We start from the raw sequence: 14,641 nt of genomic DNA, 5'->3' as shown, positions 1-14,641 counted from the left end.
TAAGAATTCTAAATTTGTGTTGGAAATCATTTAAACACATTATTCTATGGAACTCGTTTTCGCTTCAAACAACAAAAATAAAATTGCAGAAATCCAAAGCATGCTTCCAGAAAGCATTAAAATATTAAGTTTAGAAGACATTAATTGTTTAGAAGATATTCCAGAAACAGCAGATACCATTGAAGGAAATGCGATTTTAAAAGCCGATTATGTCACTCAAAAGTATGGTTATGATTGTTTTGCAGATGATACAGGCTTGGAAGTCTCTGCACTAAACGGCGAACCTGGAGTTTATTCTGCTAGATATGCAGGCGAACAAAAAAACGCTGATGATAATATGAACAAACTTCTTGATGCTTTAAAAAACGAAAAAAATCGCAGCGCTCAATTTAAAACTGTTATTACTTTAAAGCTAAAAGGAAAACAATATTTATTTACAGGAATTGCTTCAGGAAATATCACATTAGAAAAAACAGGAACGAATGGTTTTGGATATGATCCAATTTTTCAACCAGAAAATTATAGCGAAACCTTTGCCCAATTGTCTTTAGAAACTAAAAACACTATCGGTCATCGCGGAAAAGCAGTAAAGCAACTAATTGATTTTCTGAGTACCACAAAATAATTGTTTAAAATACAACATTTTAATAGTTAAATTTTAAATTTTACGACGTGATTTTTAAGCATTTTCTCATTTTTGGCGAAAAAAATATTTTAGAAAAACCGTAACTTTTTGATAATCAAATATTAATAAATATATAATTCTTAAAATTGCATTAGTTTATCTGAATAATTAGCAGTAATTTTGCACCCTATTTTAAAACACATATGAATAAATTTGAACAATTAGGATTGAATGAATCGTTACTGAAGGCGATTTTAGATCTAGGATTTGAAAATCCGTCAGAGGTACAGGAAAAGGCGATTCCCCTATTATTGGAAAAAGACACGGATATGGTTGCGTTGGCTCAAACAGGGACAGGGAAAACGGCAGCTTTCGGTTTTCCGCTAATTCAAAAAATTGATGCCGACAACAGAAATACACAAGCATTAGTTTTATCGCCAACACGCGAGTTATGTTTACAGATTACTAACGAACTTAAAAACTACTCTAAATACGAAAAAGGTATTAATGTGGTAGCAGTTTACGGAGGAGCTAGTATAACAGAACAAGCAAGAGAAATAAAGAGAGGTGCACAAATTATTGTGGCAACTCCAGGAAGAATGCAAGACATGATTAACAGAGGTTTAGTTAACATTAAAAATATAGATTACTGTATTCTTGATGAGGCTGACGAAATGTTAAACATGGGATTCTATGATGATATCGTATCTATTTTATCAGATACTCCAGACGAAAAAAGTACATGGTTGTTCTCTGCAACTATGCCGCAAGAGGTTGCTAGAATTGCAAAACAATTCATGAGCGAACCACTAGAAATTACTGTAGGAGCTAAAAACTCTGGTTCTTCTACAGTTTCTCACGAATTTTATTTAGTTAATGCTCGTGACCGTTACGAAGCTTTAAAACGTTTAGCTGATGCTAATCCAGACATTTTTTCTGTAGTTTTCTGTCGTACAAAAAGAGACACTCAAGCTATCGCTGAGAAGTTAATTGAAGATGGATATAGTGCCGCTGCGTTACACGGAGATTTATCTCAAGCGCAACGTGATGGTGTAATGAAATCGTTCCGTGGAAGACAAATTCAGATGCTTGTTGCTACTGACGTTGCTGCACGTGGTATTGACGTTGATAACGTAACTCACGTTGTTAACTACCAATTACCTGACGAAATTGAAACGTACAACCACCGTTCTGGACGTACAGGTAGAGCTGGAAAATTAGGTACTTCTATTGTAATTGTTACAAAAAGTGAATTACGTAAAATTTCTTCTATCGAGAGAATCATCAAACAGAAATTCGAAGAAAAAACGATTCCTTCTGGAATTGAAATCTGCGAAATTCAGTTATTGCACTTAGCAAACAAAATTAAAGACACTGAGGTTGATCACGAAATTGACAACTATTTACCAGCAATCAACAATGTTCTTGAAGATTTATCTAAAGAAGAATTGATTAAGAAAATGGTTTCAGTAGAATTTAACCGTTTCATTGCTTATTACAAAAAGAATAGAGATATTTCTACTCAATCTTCAGACAGACGTGAAAGAGGTGATTCTGAGCCAAGAGAATTCAACAATAACGGAGCAGTTCGTTATTTCGTAAACATTGGTTCTAGAGACAATTTTGATTGGATGTCATTAAAAGATTACTTAAAAGAAACATTAGATTTAGGTCGTGATGATATCTTTAAAGTTGACGTAAAAGAAGGATTCTCTTTCTTTAATACTGATCCTCAGCATACTGACAAAGTAATGGACGTTTTAAATAACGTACAATTAGAAGGTCGTCGTATTAATGTGGAGATTTCTAAAAATGATGGCGGTGGAAGACGTGACCATAACAACCGTGGTGGAAGACGTGATTCTGGAAGAAGAGAAGGAAATTTTGCTCCAAGACGTGAAGGCGGATTCAGAAGCGACAGAAATTCTTCAAGAGACGGAGGTTCACGCGAAGGCGGATCTCGTGATGGAGGTTTTAGAAGCGACAGAAATTCAGCTCCAAGAAGAGAAGGTGGTTTTAGAAGCTCTGCTCCAAGAAACGAAAATGGAGGTTCTGATAGAGCTCCAAGACGTTCAGAAAATTTTGGTGATAACTCAAGACCAAGAAGATCTAGAAGAGATTAATAATTCAATTTCTTAAAATATAAAATCCCAAATTCCAGACATACTTGGAATTTGGGATTTTTTTTATTCAAGATTTTTTATTCTCCATAATAAGTTTTGCAATCCAAAACAATTCACTATCCTATTTTATTAACTCAAAAAAGCAATATTGAAGGCTTTGTTAATTTTCTTATAATTAAATTCCAAGACTGCGAGATATTTAATCCCGATTTACTACTTTTAGTGCTTTAAATCAGGATATGAAATATTTCGCAGTTTTCTTTTTTACACTACTAGCCAACTTTGGTTTTGCGCAAGACACGCAGCCAACGGTTCCACAAAGAGTTTCAGGTTATATTATTAATGACAATAGCAAACAGCCACTTGCTGGCGTAAATGTCATCAACACCAATAAAGTACGTGGTGCAAAATCTGATGAAAAAGGATATTTTGAAATTGATGTTCAAGTCAATGATACGCTTCACTTTTCTATTTTAGGATTTCAATCGCTAAGAATCAGAGTAACAAATGACTGGGTAAAAAATAAAGTTACTCGTATTCAGCTTACTGAAAAAGCAATTGCCTTGGAAGAAGTTATTATTGCTCCTTTTACTTTAACAGGATATCTCGAAATTGACTCGAAATTAATTCCTACAAAAGAAAACTACCGTTACAGCATTTCTGGCCTTACACAAGGTTATGAAGCTGGAGAATATGCACCAAATGCATTTGGAAAAGTCCTTGGTTCGATTTTTAACCCCGCCGATATGCTTTATAATTTCTTTGGTAAAAATGGTCGAGAGCTGAAGAAACTGAAGGAAATGAAAAAAGACGATACCGTTAGAACACTTTTGGAATCTAAATACGATCGCGAAACAGTTGCCGTTTTATTAGGAATAAGTAAAGACGAAATTCCTGAAATTATGCACAGATGCAACTATTCTGATTCTTTCATTCAGACAGCAAATGACTTGCAGATTATGGACGCAATTAGCGCGTGTTACGAACAGTATAAAGTCTTAAAAAGAAATTAATATTTTTCATAAAAAAATCCCCAATTTTTCAATTGGGGATTTTTTTTAGTCGCAGTTTTCGGTCGCAGTTTACAGTTTTATTGAACTGAAAACTGTGACTGTGACTGGAAACTATTTTATTTAACTGGAATATTTTCTAAGATCTCAAGTACAAATTTCCAATATTTCTGAGCCGAAGAAATACTCGCTCTTTCATCTGGAGAGTGCGCTCCGTGAATAGTTGGTCCAAAAGAGATCATATCCATATCTGGGTAATTAGTTCCTAAAATCCCACATTCCAAACCTGCGTGACAAGCTACAACTTTTGGTTGCTCACCATTTTGTTTTTCGTAAATATCTTTTAAAACTTCTAAAATTTCAGAGTTTACATTTGGTGTCCATCCTGGATAAGAACCCGAAAGTTCCACTTCACATCCAACCAATTCAAAAGCCGAACGTAATGAATTCGCTAAATCAAATTTTGAAGATTCAACAGAAGAACGCGTTAAACATCCAACCAAAATTTCTCCGTCTTTTATAACAACACGAGCAATATTATTTGAAGTTTCAACTAAATCAGCCATATCAGCACTCATTTTATAAACTCCATTTTGAGCTGCGTAAATTGCTCTGATAATTCCTTCCTGAACTCCTAAATCCATTACTTTTTCTGGTAAATCTCCTTTTACGATTTCAATAGATAAGTTTGGTTCAGTTGTTTTGTATTCTGCTTTGATATCAGAAATAATTTCCTGCATATCATACACATATGCTTCATCAAACATCTGAGAAATAATTACTTTCGCAACGCTTTCTCTTGGAATTGCATTTCTAAGACTTCCTCCGTTAATTTCAACAATCTGCAAACCAAAGTTTTCAAATGCGTCAAACAACAAACGATTCATAATTTTATTAGCATTTCCTAATCCTTTATGAATATCCATTCCGGAATGACCTCCATTTAATCCTTTTACTGTAATTGTATAACCAACAGATCCTTCCGGAACTTCTTCTTCGTGATAGGTTCTTGTTGCTGTTACATCAATTCCTCCCGCACATCCAATATCAATTTCATCGTCTTCTTCTGTATCTAAATTCAATAAAATCTGACCTTGTAGAATACCACCTTTAAGATTTAAAGCCCCAGTCATTCCCGTTTCTTCATCAATTGTAAATAAAGCCTCGATTGCAGGGTGCGGAATATCTTTACTTTCTAAAACAGCCATTATGGTTGCTACTCCTAACCCATTATCAGCTCCAAGCGTTGTGCCGCGCGCGCGAACCCAGTCACCATCTACATACATATCAATTCCTTGTGTATCGAAATCAAAAACGGTGTCTGCATTTTTTTGGTGCACCATATCAAGATGCCCTTGCATTACGATTGATTTGCGATTTTCCATTCCTGGAGTTGCAGGTTTTCTGATAATTACATTTCGAATTTCATCTTCGAAAGTTTCTAAACCTAAGCTGTTCCCAAAGTTTTTCATAAACTCAATTACACGCTCTTCTTTCTTTGATGGACGCGGAACTTCGTTTAAATCTGCAAATTTATTCCAAAGTGCTTTTGGCTCCAGATTTCTTACTTCTTGACTCATTATATTTTGTTTGATGTTTAACAATTAAGAGCCTCAAAGTTACAAAGTTTAAATGCTTTTTTGAATACAAATTGCACGAATTAGCATAAAATATATGGCTAAAAATAAAAAATCAATTGATTATTGTTGTCACGTAGTGACATTTGGTTGGTAATAATAAAAACTGCAAACATCAATGAGGCGTTCCGATAGGAACGCTTGAACTTATTTGAATTATTTTTTCTACCAACGAAATGTTCCTAATGGAACATAAATTAATCATTCTGTCTACTATTCTTTTTATGAATGATAATTTTCTAAGAAAAATTAAGTAAACTTCTTTATAATTATTATTTTTATAAAAAACCAAAACCGTGAAATCAAAATATATTCTCCCTATATTTCTTTTAGTTCAGATTATCTTTTTAAGAATCCTTCGATATTTTCCAGATTATGTAGAAGGTTTTTACAGCAATAATATATTTCGTAGAATTTCTCATTTTTTAAGAATCGGTCTTGGTAAAATTCCTTTTTCGCTTGGAGATTGCATTTATGCCTTTCTTATTTTAGCAATAATTGGCTGGTTTTGGAAAATCCGAAAAACTTGGAGAACAGATTGGAAAGACCATATTTTAACCATATTAAGTAAAATTTCTGTTTTTTACTTTTTCTTTCATCTACTGTGGGCTTTTAATTATTATCGCGAACCTCTTTTTGAAAAAATGGAAATCAAAAGAGAATATTCCGATGCTGATCTTTTAAATTTTACTTTAAGACTTATTGCAAAAACTAACGAAATTCAGTATCAAATTACTAAAAACAAAAGTTCAAAAGTTGTCTTTCCTTATTCTCAAAAAGAATCTTTTGAAATGATTTTAAACGGTTATGACAATTTAGCAAAAGAGCATCCCTATTTTAAATACAAAACACTAAGCGTAAAAAAATCTTTATTTAGTGTTCCTCTAACTTATATGGGATTTGGCGGTTATCTTAATCCTTTTACAAACGAAGCCCAAATTAACGATTTATTACCAATGTATAACTTTCCGCTGACCACTTCACATGAAATGGCACACCAAATAGGATTTGCAAGCGAAAATGAATGCAATTTTATTGGTGTTTTGGCTTCGGTTAAAAACGAAAATTTATATTATCAATATTCTGGATATAGCTTTGCTCTTCGATATTGTTTGGGAATTTGGCAATATAAAAATGAGAACATTTTTAAGCATTTAAAGAAAAAAGTTAATATTGGAATTTTAAAAAATTATCAGGAAAGCCAAGATTTCTGGAAAAAATACGACACTTTCATTGATGAAGGTTTTCATTTTCTATGGGATAATTTTTTAAAAACTAACAATCAAAAAGACGGAATGGACAGTTACAGTAAATTTATTGATTTGATGATTAATTATTATAAAACAAGAAAAATTTGAATTAACTGTAACAAAAATCATTTCACAACTACTAATACAAATATGAGTGAAAATCTAGAACAGTCTTTTGTTGCGCAATTGCAGGCAAATCAGAATATAATCCACAAGATTTGTAGATTATATACTGCTGGCGAAGACGCTCATAAAGATCTGTTTCAAGAGATTACCATTCAGCTTTGGAAAGCTTACCCAAAATTTAGAGGTGACAGTAAATTTTCAACATGGACCTATCGTGTTGCGTTAAATACTGCAATTACACTATACCGAAAAACCAAAAGAACTATTTCTACCGTAGATTATGAAAACCATCAGCATTTTGTAAAAGATGTTGACTACAATTATGAAGAAGAGGAACAAATTAAACTGATGTACAAAGCAGTTTATCAATTGAATGACATTGAAAAAGCATTAGTTTTTATGTATTTAGAAGACAAAGATTATCAAGAAATAGCTGAAACCTTAGGGATCAGCGAAGTGAATGCGCGCGTGAAAATGAACAGAATTAAGGGGAAACTTAAAAAAATACTAAATCCTTAAAAATTATTATGAAAGAACTGGATTTACTAAAAAAAGACTGGCAAAAGAACTCGAGTTCTTTTCAACAAATTTCTGAAAGCGAAATCTATAAGATGATCCATAAAAAGTCATCTTCTATTGTAAAATGGATTTTAATTATCAGTATTTTGGAAATTTCTTTTTGGACTTTTTCGAATTTATTTATCAATACAGACGATGTATTGCGAAAAATGAACCATCCTGAAATTATTACAGCTCTAGAGTTTATAACTTATTTTAATTATATAGTGGTGCTAATTTTTGTGTACATTTTCTACAAAAATTACAGAACAATTTCGACTACGATTGCCACAAAATCATTGATGAGTGCCATTTTAAAGACCCGTAAAACTGTTCAATATTACGTTTGGTATAATCTAGGAATGATTGTAATAATATCTATTTTAAGCTTCTTTATTGCATTTCTATACAACCCAGATATGGAATTCCTTAGAGAAAAATTAGCCGTAAATGGTAAAGCAATGTTTGTTACAATAGGTATATTAATTCTAGTAATATTAGGTTTCTTTGGATTATTCTGGTGTTTCTACAGAGTAATTTACGGAACACTTTTACGCAGATTATATGCGAATTATAAGGAATTGAAGAAGATAGACTTTTAATAAGTTACAAAGGTTCAGAGTAACAAAGGGACAAAGTTTTTAAACTTGAAACCTGAAACTTGAAACAAAAAAATCTAAAATCAGAATCTAAAATTCCTAGTAATCCCATTGTCTTAACTTATTAAGTTCTTCTTGTGCTTTAATTTCTTCAGCAGGAATAACTTTTAAGAAAGATGGATGTTGTTCGATTGCGTATTCTACTTTTTCTACAATTTCATCAATTGTATCGTTTTCATAATCAATATCTAGAGGTTCTTTGATGATGAAAGATTGTAGAATTCCTTTTTTCTTCATTCTAAGTCCCTTTTTATCAAAAGAACGGCGGAAACCATCAATAACAATCGGAATTACGATTGGCTTATGTTGTTTGATAATATGTGCAGTTCCTTTACGAACAGGTTTGAATGATTTTGTAGTTCCTTGCGGAAAAGTAATTACCCAGCCATCTGCAAGAGCAATTTTAATATTTTCAGTATCATTTGGGTTTACCTCACGTTTCTCTGTTACGTCTACGCCTTTTGCACGCCAAGTTCTTTCTACCGTAATTGCTCCAACGTAAGCTAAAATTCTTGGTAATAAACCAGCCTGCATTGTTTCTTTGGCCGCAACATAATAAATATTCATTTTTGGCTGCCACAAATAACCGATATTCTTTATATTGTCTTCACGCCCTGATAAACTTGCGTTAAACACATGAAACATCGCTACAACGTCTGCAAAATAAGTTTGGTGATTTGATATAAATAAGACATTAGTATCTGGAAGCTCTTTAATAATTTCAGATCCTTCAATCTGCAATTCATTAAAACCTCTATATCTTCTATGCGTCATGGCTCCCAAAATACGGATCAACCATTTCTTGATGAATAATATATGCCCAAAAGGATTTCGTTTAAACAATCCCATAACTAATTTATCTTATTTTTATGTTAGGTCGCAAACATACAAAAATTATTCTATCAGCAACAGTTTATAAAATTTTCTCGCATTAACATCTATTCAAATGAATATCAAATTGTTAAATTAACATCAATCCATCTGATTTTCAAAAGTTGTTCTTAAAACATCTCTCAATTCACTCAAAATCATTGCTGTTGCTCCCCAAACCACGTGATTTTGAATATTAAATGCCGGAACTAAAATATTTGCTCCATAAGAAGTTGATAATCTGGCTTCGATAATAATTTCGTCATTTAGAAAAACTGATAAAGGCAATTCAATAATTCCTGCAACTTCTCTAATATCTGGATAAAAAGACAGTTCTTCTTTTGCAATTCCCAAAAAAGGATGCACTAAAAAATTACTCGGCGGAATATACATTGGAGAAAATTTTTTAATAATTTCTATCTTCTCGCTTTCAATTCCAATTTCTTCATGTGTTTCTCTTAAAGCTGTATTTTCAAAATTAAAATCACTTTTCTCAAACTTTCCTCCAGGAAATGCAATTTGAGCAGAATGAACTCCTTCGTATGTATTTCTAACAATCAAAACCAGATGTGTTTTTTCTTGCTTAGGATAAAACAACATCATTACTCCTGCCATTCTTGCATTTAATGCTTCAAGATCAAGATTTTTTAAGCCTTCTATACGTTCTTTTGGCGCCATTTTTAGATGTGATTCTACTGCTGGCAATTCAATCGGAATTATATTGGGAACATATTTCAAAAAGTCTTGAAAATTCATAATCAAAGCTTATTTTTGTACTTTCAAATAAAACATAAATATACTCCAGAAAACGCAGTACCGCAAGTTTTCTAAAATTAAAGCCTAAAAAATGTACAGCAGAGAAGAATCACAAAGAATAAAAAGAGAATTTTGGGTAGCTTTTGCCGAAAAATATCCTCGCAAATGGGTACTTTATGATACTAAAATAAAAGACTTCTCTTTTAAATTTTTTGTGGATAATAAAAAAGCACAAGTTTTAATTGATATTGAACATCGAAGCGACGAGAAAAGAAATGCTTATTTTGAAAAATTAGAAGCTTTGAAAAGTATTCTGGAAGAAGAATTCATTAAAGATTTGGTTTTTGAAAAAAATTATACTCTCGAAAGCGATAAAACAATTAGCAGAATTTGGGTTGAAAAAACTGGAGTTGGCTTCAGTAACAAAAATAACTGGGATGCTATTTTTGATTTCTTCAACGAAAAAATGCATGCACTAGAAATGTTCTATTTAGAATATGATGAGTTTATTAAGGATATTGAGGTGTAAGCTTCTAAGATACTGAGGTTCTAAGGTTCTGAGATTTTATATAGAAAACCCGACAGATTTTTTAAATCTGTCGGGTTTGTTATTTTTATTTTAGTCTGAAATACTTAATTATCCAAAACCTTAGCAACTTAAAACCTCAGTACCTTAGAACCTTATTTTAAACAGTAAAAATATTATAAACAATAATATGATCGTCGTAGTTGATGTAAAGCTGTTTGCGGTAATCTTGCTTTTTACGTGTAATAATCGATAATTTACATTCTCTTCCGTCATTATCTTTACACATAAAAGAATACGTAATATCAGTATCATTTTCTTCTCTTTCTATATAATCTAAAATATTAAAGAGCTGAATTTCTTGAGAATAAACTACAATTCTATGTTTGTTAGTATCTAAAACTACCGAAAGATTTACTAAGTCCAGATTGGACCATTCTCCCCATTTTCCTCTTTCATTTTTTTCTAAAACGCTAAAACCAGAAGTTTTAAAATGATACGTCTGACCTTGCAAGTGTTGAAAACCGAAGGCTAAAAAAAGTAAAAATATATAGGTGCGTAAAGAATTCATAAATATTTCTTGCGGATAATTAAAACTCAAAAGTAGTCTTTTCTTTGCATGCGACTTCAAATTCGGCAATCATTTGTTGAATAATTTGCTCTACTGATAAAATCTCGTGAATCAGACCTGCTACTTGCCCTATTTCTAATTCTCCTTCTTCCAAATCTCCTTCAAACATTCCTTTTTTAGCTCTCGCACGTCCTAAAAGCTGGACTAATTCTTCTTTAGAAGGACATTTTTGATACAAATCTTGAACATCATGATAAAATTTATTTTTTATCAATCTAACTGGTGCTAATTCTTTCAGAGTCAATTGTGTACCGCCTTCTGTAGTATTAACTATCGTTTCTTTAAAATTATTGTGTGCAGAAGATTCTATCGATGCCGCAAAACGACTTCCGACCTGAACACCATCTGCTCCTAAAATCATTGCCGCCAACATTCCTCTTCCTGTTGCAATTCCTCCAGCTGCAATTAACGGAATCTGGATTTTTTCTTTCACCATCGGAATTAAAGTCAAAGTTGTAGTTTCTTCACGTCCATTATGTCCGCCTGCTTCAAAACCTTCCGCCACGACGGCATCAACACCAGCATCTTGCGCTTTTAAAGCAAAAACACTGCTACTTACAACGTGAACAACTGTAATTCCTTTTTCTTTTAAAAATGAAGTCCACGTTTTAGGATTTCCAGCCGAAGTAAAAACAATTTTCACGCCTTCTTCAACCACAATATTCATGATTTCTTCAATATTCGGATATAACATCGGAATATTAACCCCAAATGGTTTATCGGTAGCTTTTTTGCATTTCTGAATATGCTCTCGTAAAACTTCTGGATACATCGAACCTGCACCAATAAGTCCTAAACCTCCAGCATTACTTACTGCCGAAGCCAATTTATAACCACTGTTCCAAATCATTCCGCCTTGGATGATTGGATATTTTATATTAAAAAGTTTGGTGATTTTATTCATTAAAAAAATTATTGCTTGATGATTTTCCCAGTCTTATGCAGATTTTCAGTATCAAAACTATAAAAGTAAAGTCCACTTTGTAAAGATTGAAGTGAGAGAACTGGATTGGAAGTATTAATTTTTTCTTCAATTAACTTTTGTCCTAACACAGAATAAATAGTAACCGAAGCCGTATTATTTTGATTTAAAAAAGAAAAAGTAACTGTATTCTTTACAGGATTCGGATAAACTGAAAAAGCCGTTTCTGCAATAAAATTATCTATACTCAAAGTTGATCCAAAATTCGGAATTCCATAACCATAATTATTATCTGGCGTCGTAAATCGATCAGAAGAAGCTAAAATCATCTGTCTGATTTCTTTATTGGTTTTCGTCGGAAAAGCTTGCCATAAAGAAGCTGCCATTCCCGCCATAATCGGACATGAAAAAGATGTTCCGTTTGCTGTGCCAATAGTTCCATTTACACTAGAAACGACCGCAGCTGTTCCTTGCGCCATAATATCTGGTTTTATTCTGCCATCGTAACTTGGTCCAATTGAACTAAAACTAGACCTTGTTTTAGTTGCCGTAACAGAACCAACTGCCAAAACAGAAACTGCATCCGCTGGAGAACCAATATGATTTTCTATCTGAGTTCCTTCATTTCCTGCTGATGCAAAAACTAAAATTCCTTTGCTAAAAGCAATCTCTGCGCCACGAGAAATAAAAGTCGTGATTCCGTTCATGTCGCTATAAGTATGATTATATCTCGATTCGTTACGATCTCCAAAATAACCTAAAGAGGTTGTAATAATATCAACTCCCAAAGCATCAGCTTTCTCTGCGGCTTCAACCCAAAGTGATTCTTCCAACGGATTCTCGATGTTATTTTTTTCTATTTCTGTAATAAAAAGATAATAAGATGCATTTGGAGCAGTTCCTATTAAAGAATTTTCTTTATAACCGCCCATTGTAGAAAGGACCAATGTACCGTGGGTACCGCCTGTATAAAAATTAGCATTTCTTTCGGTATAATCGTAACCACCCAAAATTTTATTGTTGTTTCTAAGGCTTTCAAATGGTTGTGCTGTATTCACACCTGGAAAACCTGCATCAAAAACTGCTATAATTTTTCCTTCTCCAGTATAATTCTGCTGATGCAAAACTTGTCCGTTCAACATCTGAATTTGATTTGCAGAACTACCGTAAGCGTAATCAATTGTTGTTTCTAATTTATTCTTAGTTTTATTGGTCTGATTTTGAGAAACTTTTTTCCCTGTAATATTTAAAGTTTTATCTGCAAATTCTACTTTTTGTACGAAAGCCAAAGTTTTCAAAGCATTAACATTTGCCTGCGAACCACGAATATGAAGCGCGTTAAGCCATTTAGACTGAGCCATAACTGTTATACCAGTGCTCGCCGTAATTTGGTTCACATAGGAAGTTTCTAAAGGCGCATCTGTAATATCTAATGCTATATTCTGATTGGTTCTTCGATCTAAAGCTTTCTGAGAAAGTTCTGTTAATGGATTAGCAAAAAAAGCCTGAGCATTAGGTTTAGCATTAAAATAAACCCAAGCTTCTTCTTGCCCGAATACTGTAAACGAAAGAAGTACTAAAAAAAAAGTAAAGTTATATTTCATATTATACCGTTTTAGGAATTTCTTCCAACGGTATAAATTTAAGAAATTACTCCCGAACCAACTAATTCATTTTCTAAATACCAAGCTACAAATTGTCCTTCGGTAATGGCAGATTGCGCTTCTTCAAACTCAACATACATTCCGTCTTCAAATTGATGCAACACCGCTTTTTGCAAAGGTTGGCGATAACGGATTCGAGCCATTACTTCCATTTTTTCGCCTGCTTTTAGTGTTAAATCTTCTCTAATCCAGTGTACTTCAGATTTTCCAACAAAAAGTGCTTTTTTGAATAATCCTGGATGTAAACTTGATAAACCTGTATAAATGGTATTCGTTTCAACATCTGTAGCAATTACAAATAAAGGATCTGTAGTTCCTCCTACGTTTAAACCTTTTCTTTGTCCAACTGTAAAATAATGAGCGCCTTGGTGTTTTCCAACCACTTTTCCCATTGTCGGAAGATATTCTAATTTTTGAGATTCTAATTTTAATTTTTCTTCTAAAGAAAGTTCAGCCGATATTTCAACATCATAGATTGGATCATTTTTATCTACTTGAACAATTTTACCTTCTTTTGGCTGTAATTTTTGCTGCAAAAATTCTGGAAGACGAACTTTTCCGACAAAACATAAACCTTGAGAATCTTTCTTTTCGGCTGTAACCAATTCCATTTCAGCAGCAATTTCGCGAACTTCTGGTTTTGTTAAAGCACCAATCGGAAACAAAGCTTTAGACAATTGTTCTTGTGAAAGTTGGCATAAAAAATAAGATTGATCTTTGTTGACGTCATTTCCGGCAATTAATTGATAAACCGTTTTTCCATCAACTTCGATTTCGCTTTTTTGACAATAATGTCCAGTTGCCACATAATCTGCACCAAGACTCAAAGCGATTTTCATAAACACATCAAATTTGATTTCGCGATTACAAAGCACATCAGGATTTGGAGTTCTTCCTTTTTCGTATTCGTTAAACATATAGTCAACGATTTTTTCTTTGTATTCTTCGCTTAAATCAACAGTTTGAAACGGAATTCCAAGTTTTTCAGCAACAAGCAAAGCATCGTTACTGTCTTCAAGCCAAGGACATTCGTTCGAAATAGTAACCGAATCATCGTGCCAATTCTTCATAAAAAGGCCAATAACTTCGTATCCTTGCTGTTGCAATAAATATGCAGCAACACTAGAATCTACTCCACCTGAAAGTCCAACAACTACTCGTTTCATTTTGAAATGTTTAATTTTTTAAGGTTGCAAAGGTACACCAAATAATAGAAAATTTCACAAAGGTTTGCATTACTTTAAGCAATCCCGCGGTAGATAAAACTTATTGCTTTTTTAAGTA

14 protein-coding genes are annotated in these 14,641 nt (G+C 32.9%); 7 read left to right on the top strand and 7 right to left on the bottom strand.

All coding sequences use genetic code 11. From position 1 onward, the window contains the following. The first annotated feature begins 46 nt into the window (after window positions 1-46). From NYQ10_RS11610 to NYQ10_RS11600, 3 genes are all read left to right on the top strand, one after another. The gene (locus NYQ10_RS11610; protein WP_289876490.1) at window positions 47-625 is read left to right on the top strand and encodes a non-canonical purine NTP diphosphatase; all 579 of its coding nucleotides are present in this window, start codon (window positions 47-49) and stop codon (window positions 623-625) included. Window positions 626-828: 203 nt separating this feature from the next. Then, window positions 829-2,748 carry a DEAD/DEAH box helicase gene (locus NYQ10_RS11605; protein WP_289876489.1) on the top strand — a complete coding sequence of 640 codons (1,920 nt, stop codon included), beginning with the start codon at window positions 829-831 and terminating at the stop codon, window positions 2,746-2,748. Window positions 2,749-2,987: 239 nt separating this feature from the next. After that, a complete protein-coding gene (locus NYQ10_RS11600; RefSeq protein ID WP_276174414.1) occupies window positions 2,988-3,761 on the top strand; it encodes a carboxypeptidase-like regulatory domain-containing protein in 774 nt (257 codons plus the stop codon). A gap of 116 nt (window positions 3,762-3,877) precedes the next feature. Here the strand turns inward: NYQ10_RS11600 and NYQ10_RS11595 are convergent, their stop codons facing one another. Beyond that, the gene (locus NYQ10_RS11595) at window positions 3,878-5,338 is read right to left on the bottom strand and encodes an aminoacyl-histidine dipeptidase (RefSeq protein ID WP_289876488.1); all 1,461 of its coding nucleotides are present in this window, start codon (window positions 5,336-5,338) and stop codon (window positions 3,878-3,880) included. Between the two features lie 353 nt (window positions 5,339-5,691). On the opposite strand from NYQ10_RS11595, the gene NYQ10_RS11590 reads away from it, so the two are divergent. Genes NYQ10_RS11590 through NYQ10_RS11580 form a run of 3 tightly spaced genes read left to right on the top strand, consistent with a single transcriptional unit; the run spans window position 5,692 to window position 7,931 of the window. Further along, on the top strand, window positions 5,692-6,753 hold the full coding sequence (locus tag NYQ10_RS11590) for a DUF3810 domain-containing protein (protein WP_289876487.1): 1,062 nt from the start codon (window positions 5,692-5,694) through the stop codon (window positions 6,751-6,753). Window positions 6,754-6,795: 42 nt separating this feature from the next. After that, entirely contained in the window at window positions 6,796-7,290 is a 495-nt protein-coding gene (locus tag NYQ10_RS11585) for an RNA polymerase sigma factor (protein ID WP_008462500.1), read from the top strand. A gap of 8 nt (window positions 7,291-7,298) precedes the next feature. Continuing rightward, window positions 7,299-7,931: a hypothetical protein gene (locus tag NYQ10_RS11580; RefSeq protein WP_289876486.1), complete on the top strand. Its 633-nt coding sequence runs from the start codon at window positions 7,299-7,301 to the stop codon at window positions 7,929-7,931. A 96-nt stretch (window positions 7,932-8,027) separates the two neighbouring features. Here NYQ10_RS11580 and NYQ10_RS11575 read toward each other — a convergent pair whose 3' ends face one another. Then, window positions 8,028-8,837 carry a lysophospholipid acyltransferase family protein gene (locus NYQ10_RS11575; RefSeq protein WP_289876485.1) on the bottom strand — a complete coding sequence of 270 codons (810 nt, stop codon included), beginning with the start codon at window positions 8,835-8,837 and terminating at the stop codon, window positions 8,028-8,030. Window positions 8,838-8,960: 123 nt separating this feature from the next. Next, a complete protein-coding gene (locus tag NYQ10_RS11570; RefSeq protein WP_289876483.1) occupies window positions 8,961-9,614 on the bottom strand; it encodes an NUDIX hydrolase in 654 nt (217 codons plus the stop codon). 91 nt (window positions 9,615-9,705) lie between these two features. Between NYQ10_RS11570 and NYQ10_RS11565 the strand changes: the two genes are divergently transcribed. Then, window positions 9,706-10,143: a DUF4268 domain-containing protein gene (locus tag NYQ10_RS11565; protein WP_289876482.1), complete on the top strand. Its 438-nt coding sequence runs from the start codon at window positions 9,706-9,708 to the stop codon at window positions 10,141-10,143. A 157-nt stretch (window positions 10,144-10,300) separates the two neighbouring features. Here the strand turns inward: NYQ10_RS11565 and NYQ10_RS11560 are convergent, their stop codons facing one another. Genes NYQ10_RS11560 through mnmA form a run of 4 tightly spaced genes read right to left on the bottom strand, consistent with a single transcriptional unit; the run spans window position 10,301 to window position 14,523 of the window. Further along, the gene (locus NYQ10_RS11560; protein ID WP_289876481.1) at window positions 10,301-10,711 is read right to left on the bottom strand and encodes a hypothetical protein; all 411 of its coding nucleotides are present in this window, start codon (window positions 10,709-10,711) and stop codon (window positions 10,301-10,303) included. A gap of 19 nt (window positions 10,712-10,730) precedes the next feature. Further along, window positions 10,731-11,675, bottom strand: a complete 945-nt coding sequence (locus tag NYQ10_RS11555; protein WP_289876480.1) for an NAD(P)H-dependent flavin oxidoreductase — start codon at window positions 11,673-11,675, stop codon at window positions 10,731-10,733. Between the two features lie 8 nt (window positions 11,676-11,683). Further along, the gene (locus NYQ10_RS11550; RefSeq protein WP_289876479.1) at window positions 11,684-13,297 is read right to left on the bottom strand and encodes a S8 family serine peptidase; all 1,614 of its coding nucleotides are present in this window, start codon (window positions 13,295-13,297) and stop codon (window positions 11,684-11,686) included. Between the two features lie 38 nt (window positions 13,298-13,335). Beyond that, on the bottom strand, window positions 13,336-14,523 hold the full coding sequence (gene mnmA, locus NYQ10_RS11545) for a tRNA 2-thiouridine(34) synthase MnmA (protein WP_289876478.1): 1,188 nt from the start codon (window positions 14,521-14,523) through the stop codon (window positions 13,336-13,338). Window positions 14,524-14,641: the final 118 nt, after the last annotated feature.

Origin of the sequence: Flavobacterium johnsoniae (genome assembly GCF_030388325.1) — a bacterium.
Lineage (GTDB): Bacteria > Bacteroidota > Bacteroidia > Flavobacteriales > Flavobacteriaceae > Flavobacterium > Flavobacterium johnsoniae_C.
This window is presented reverse-complemented; position numbering and strand designations above follow the sequence as displayed.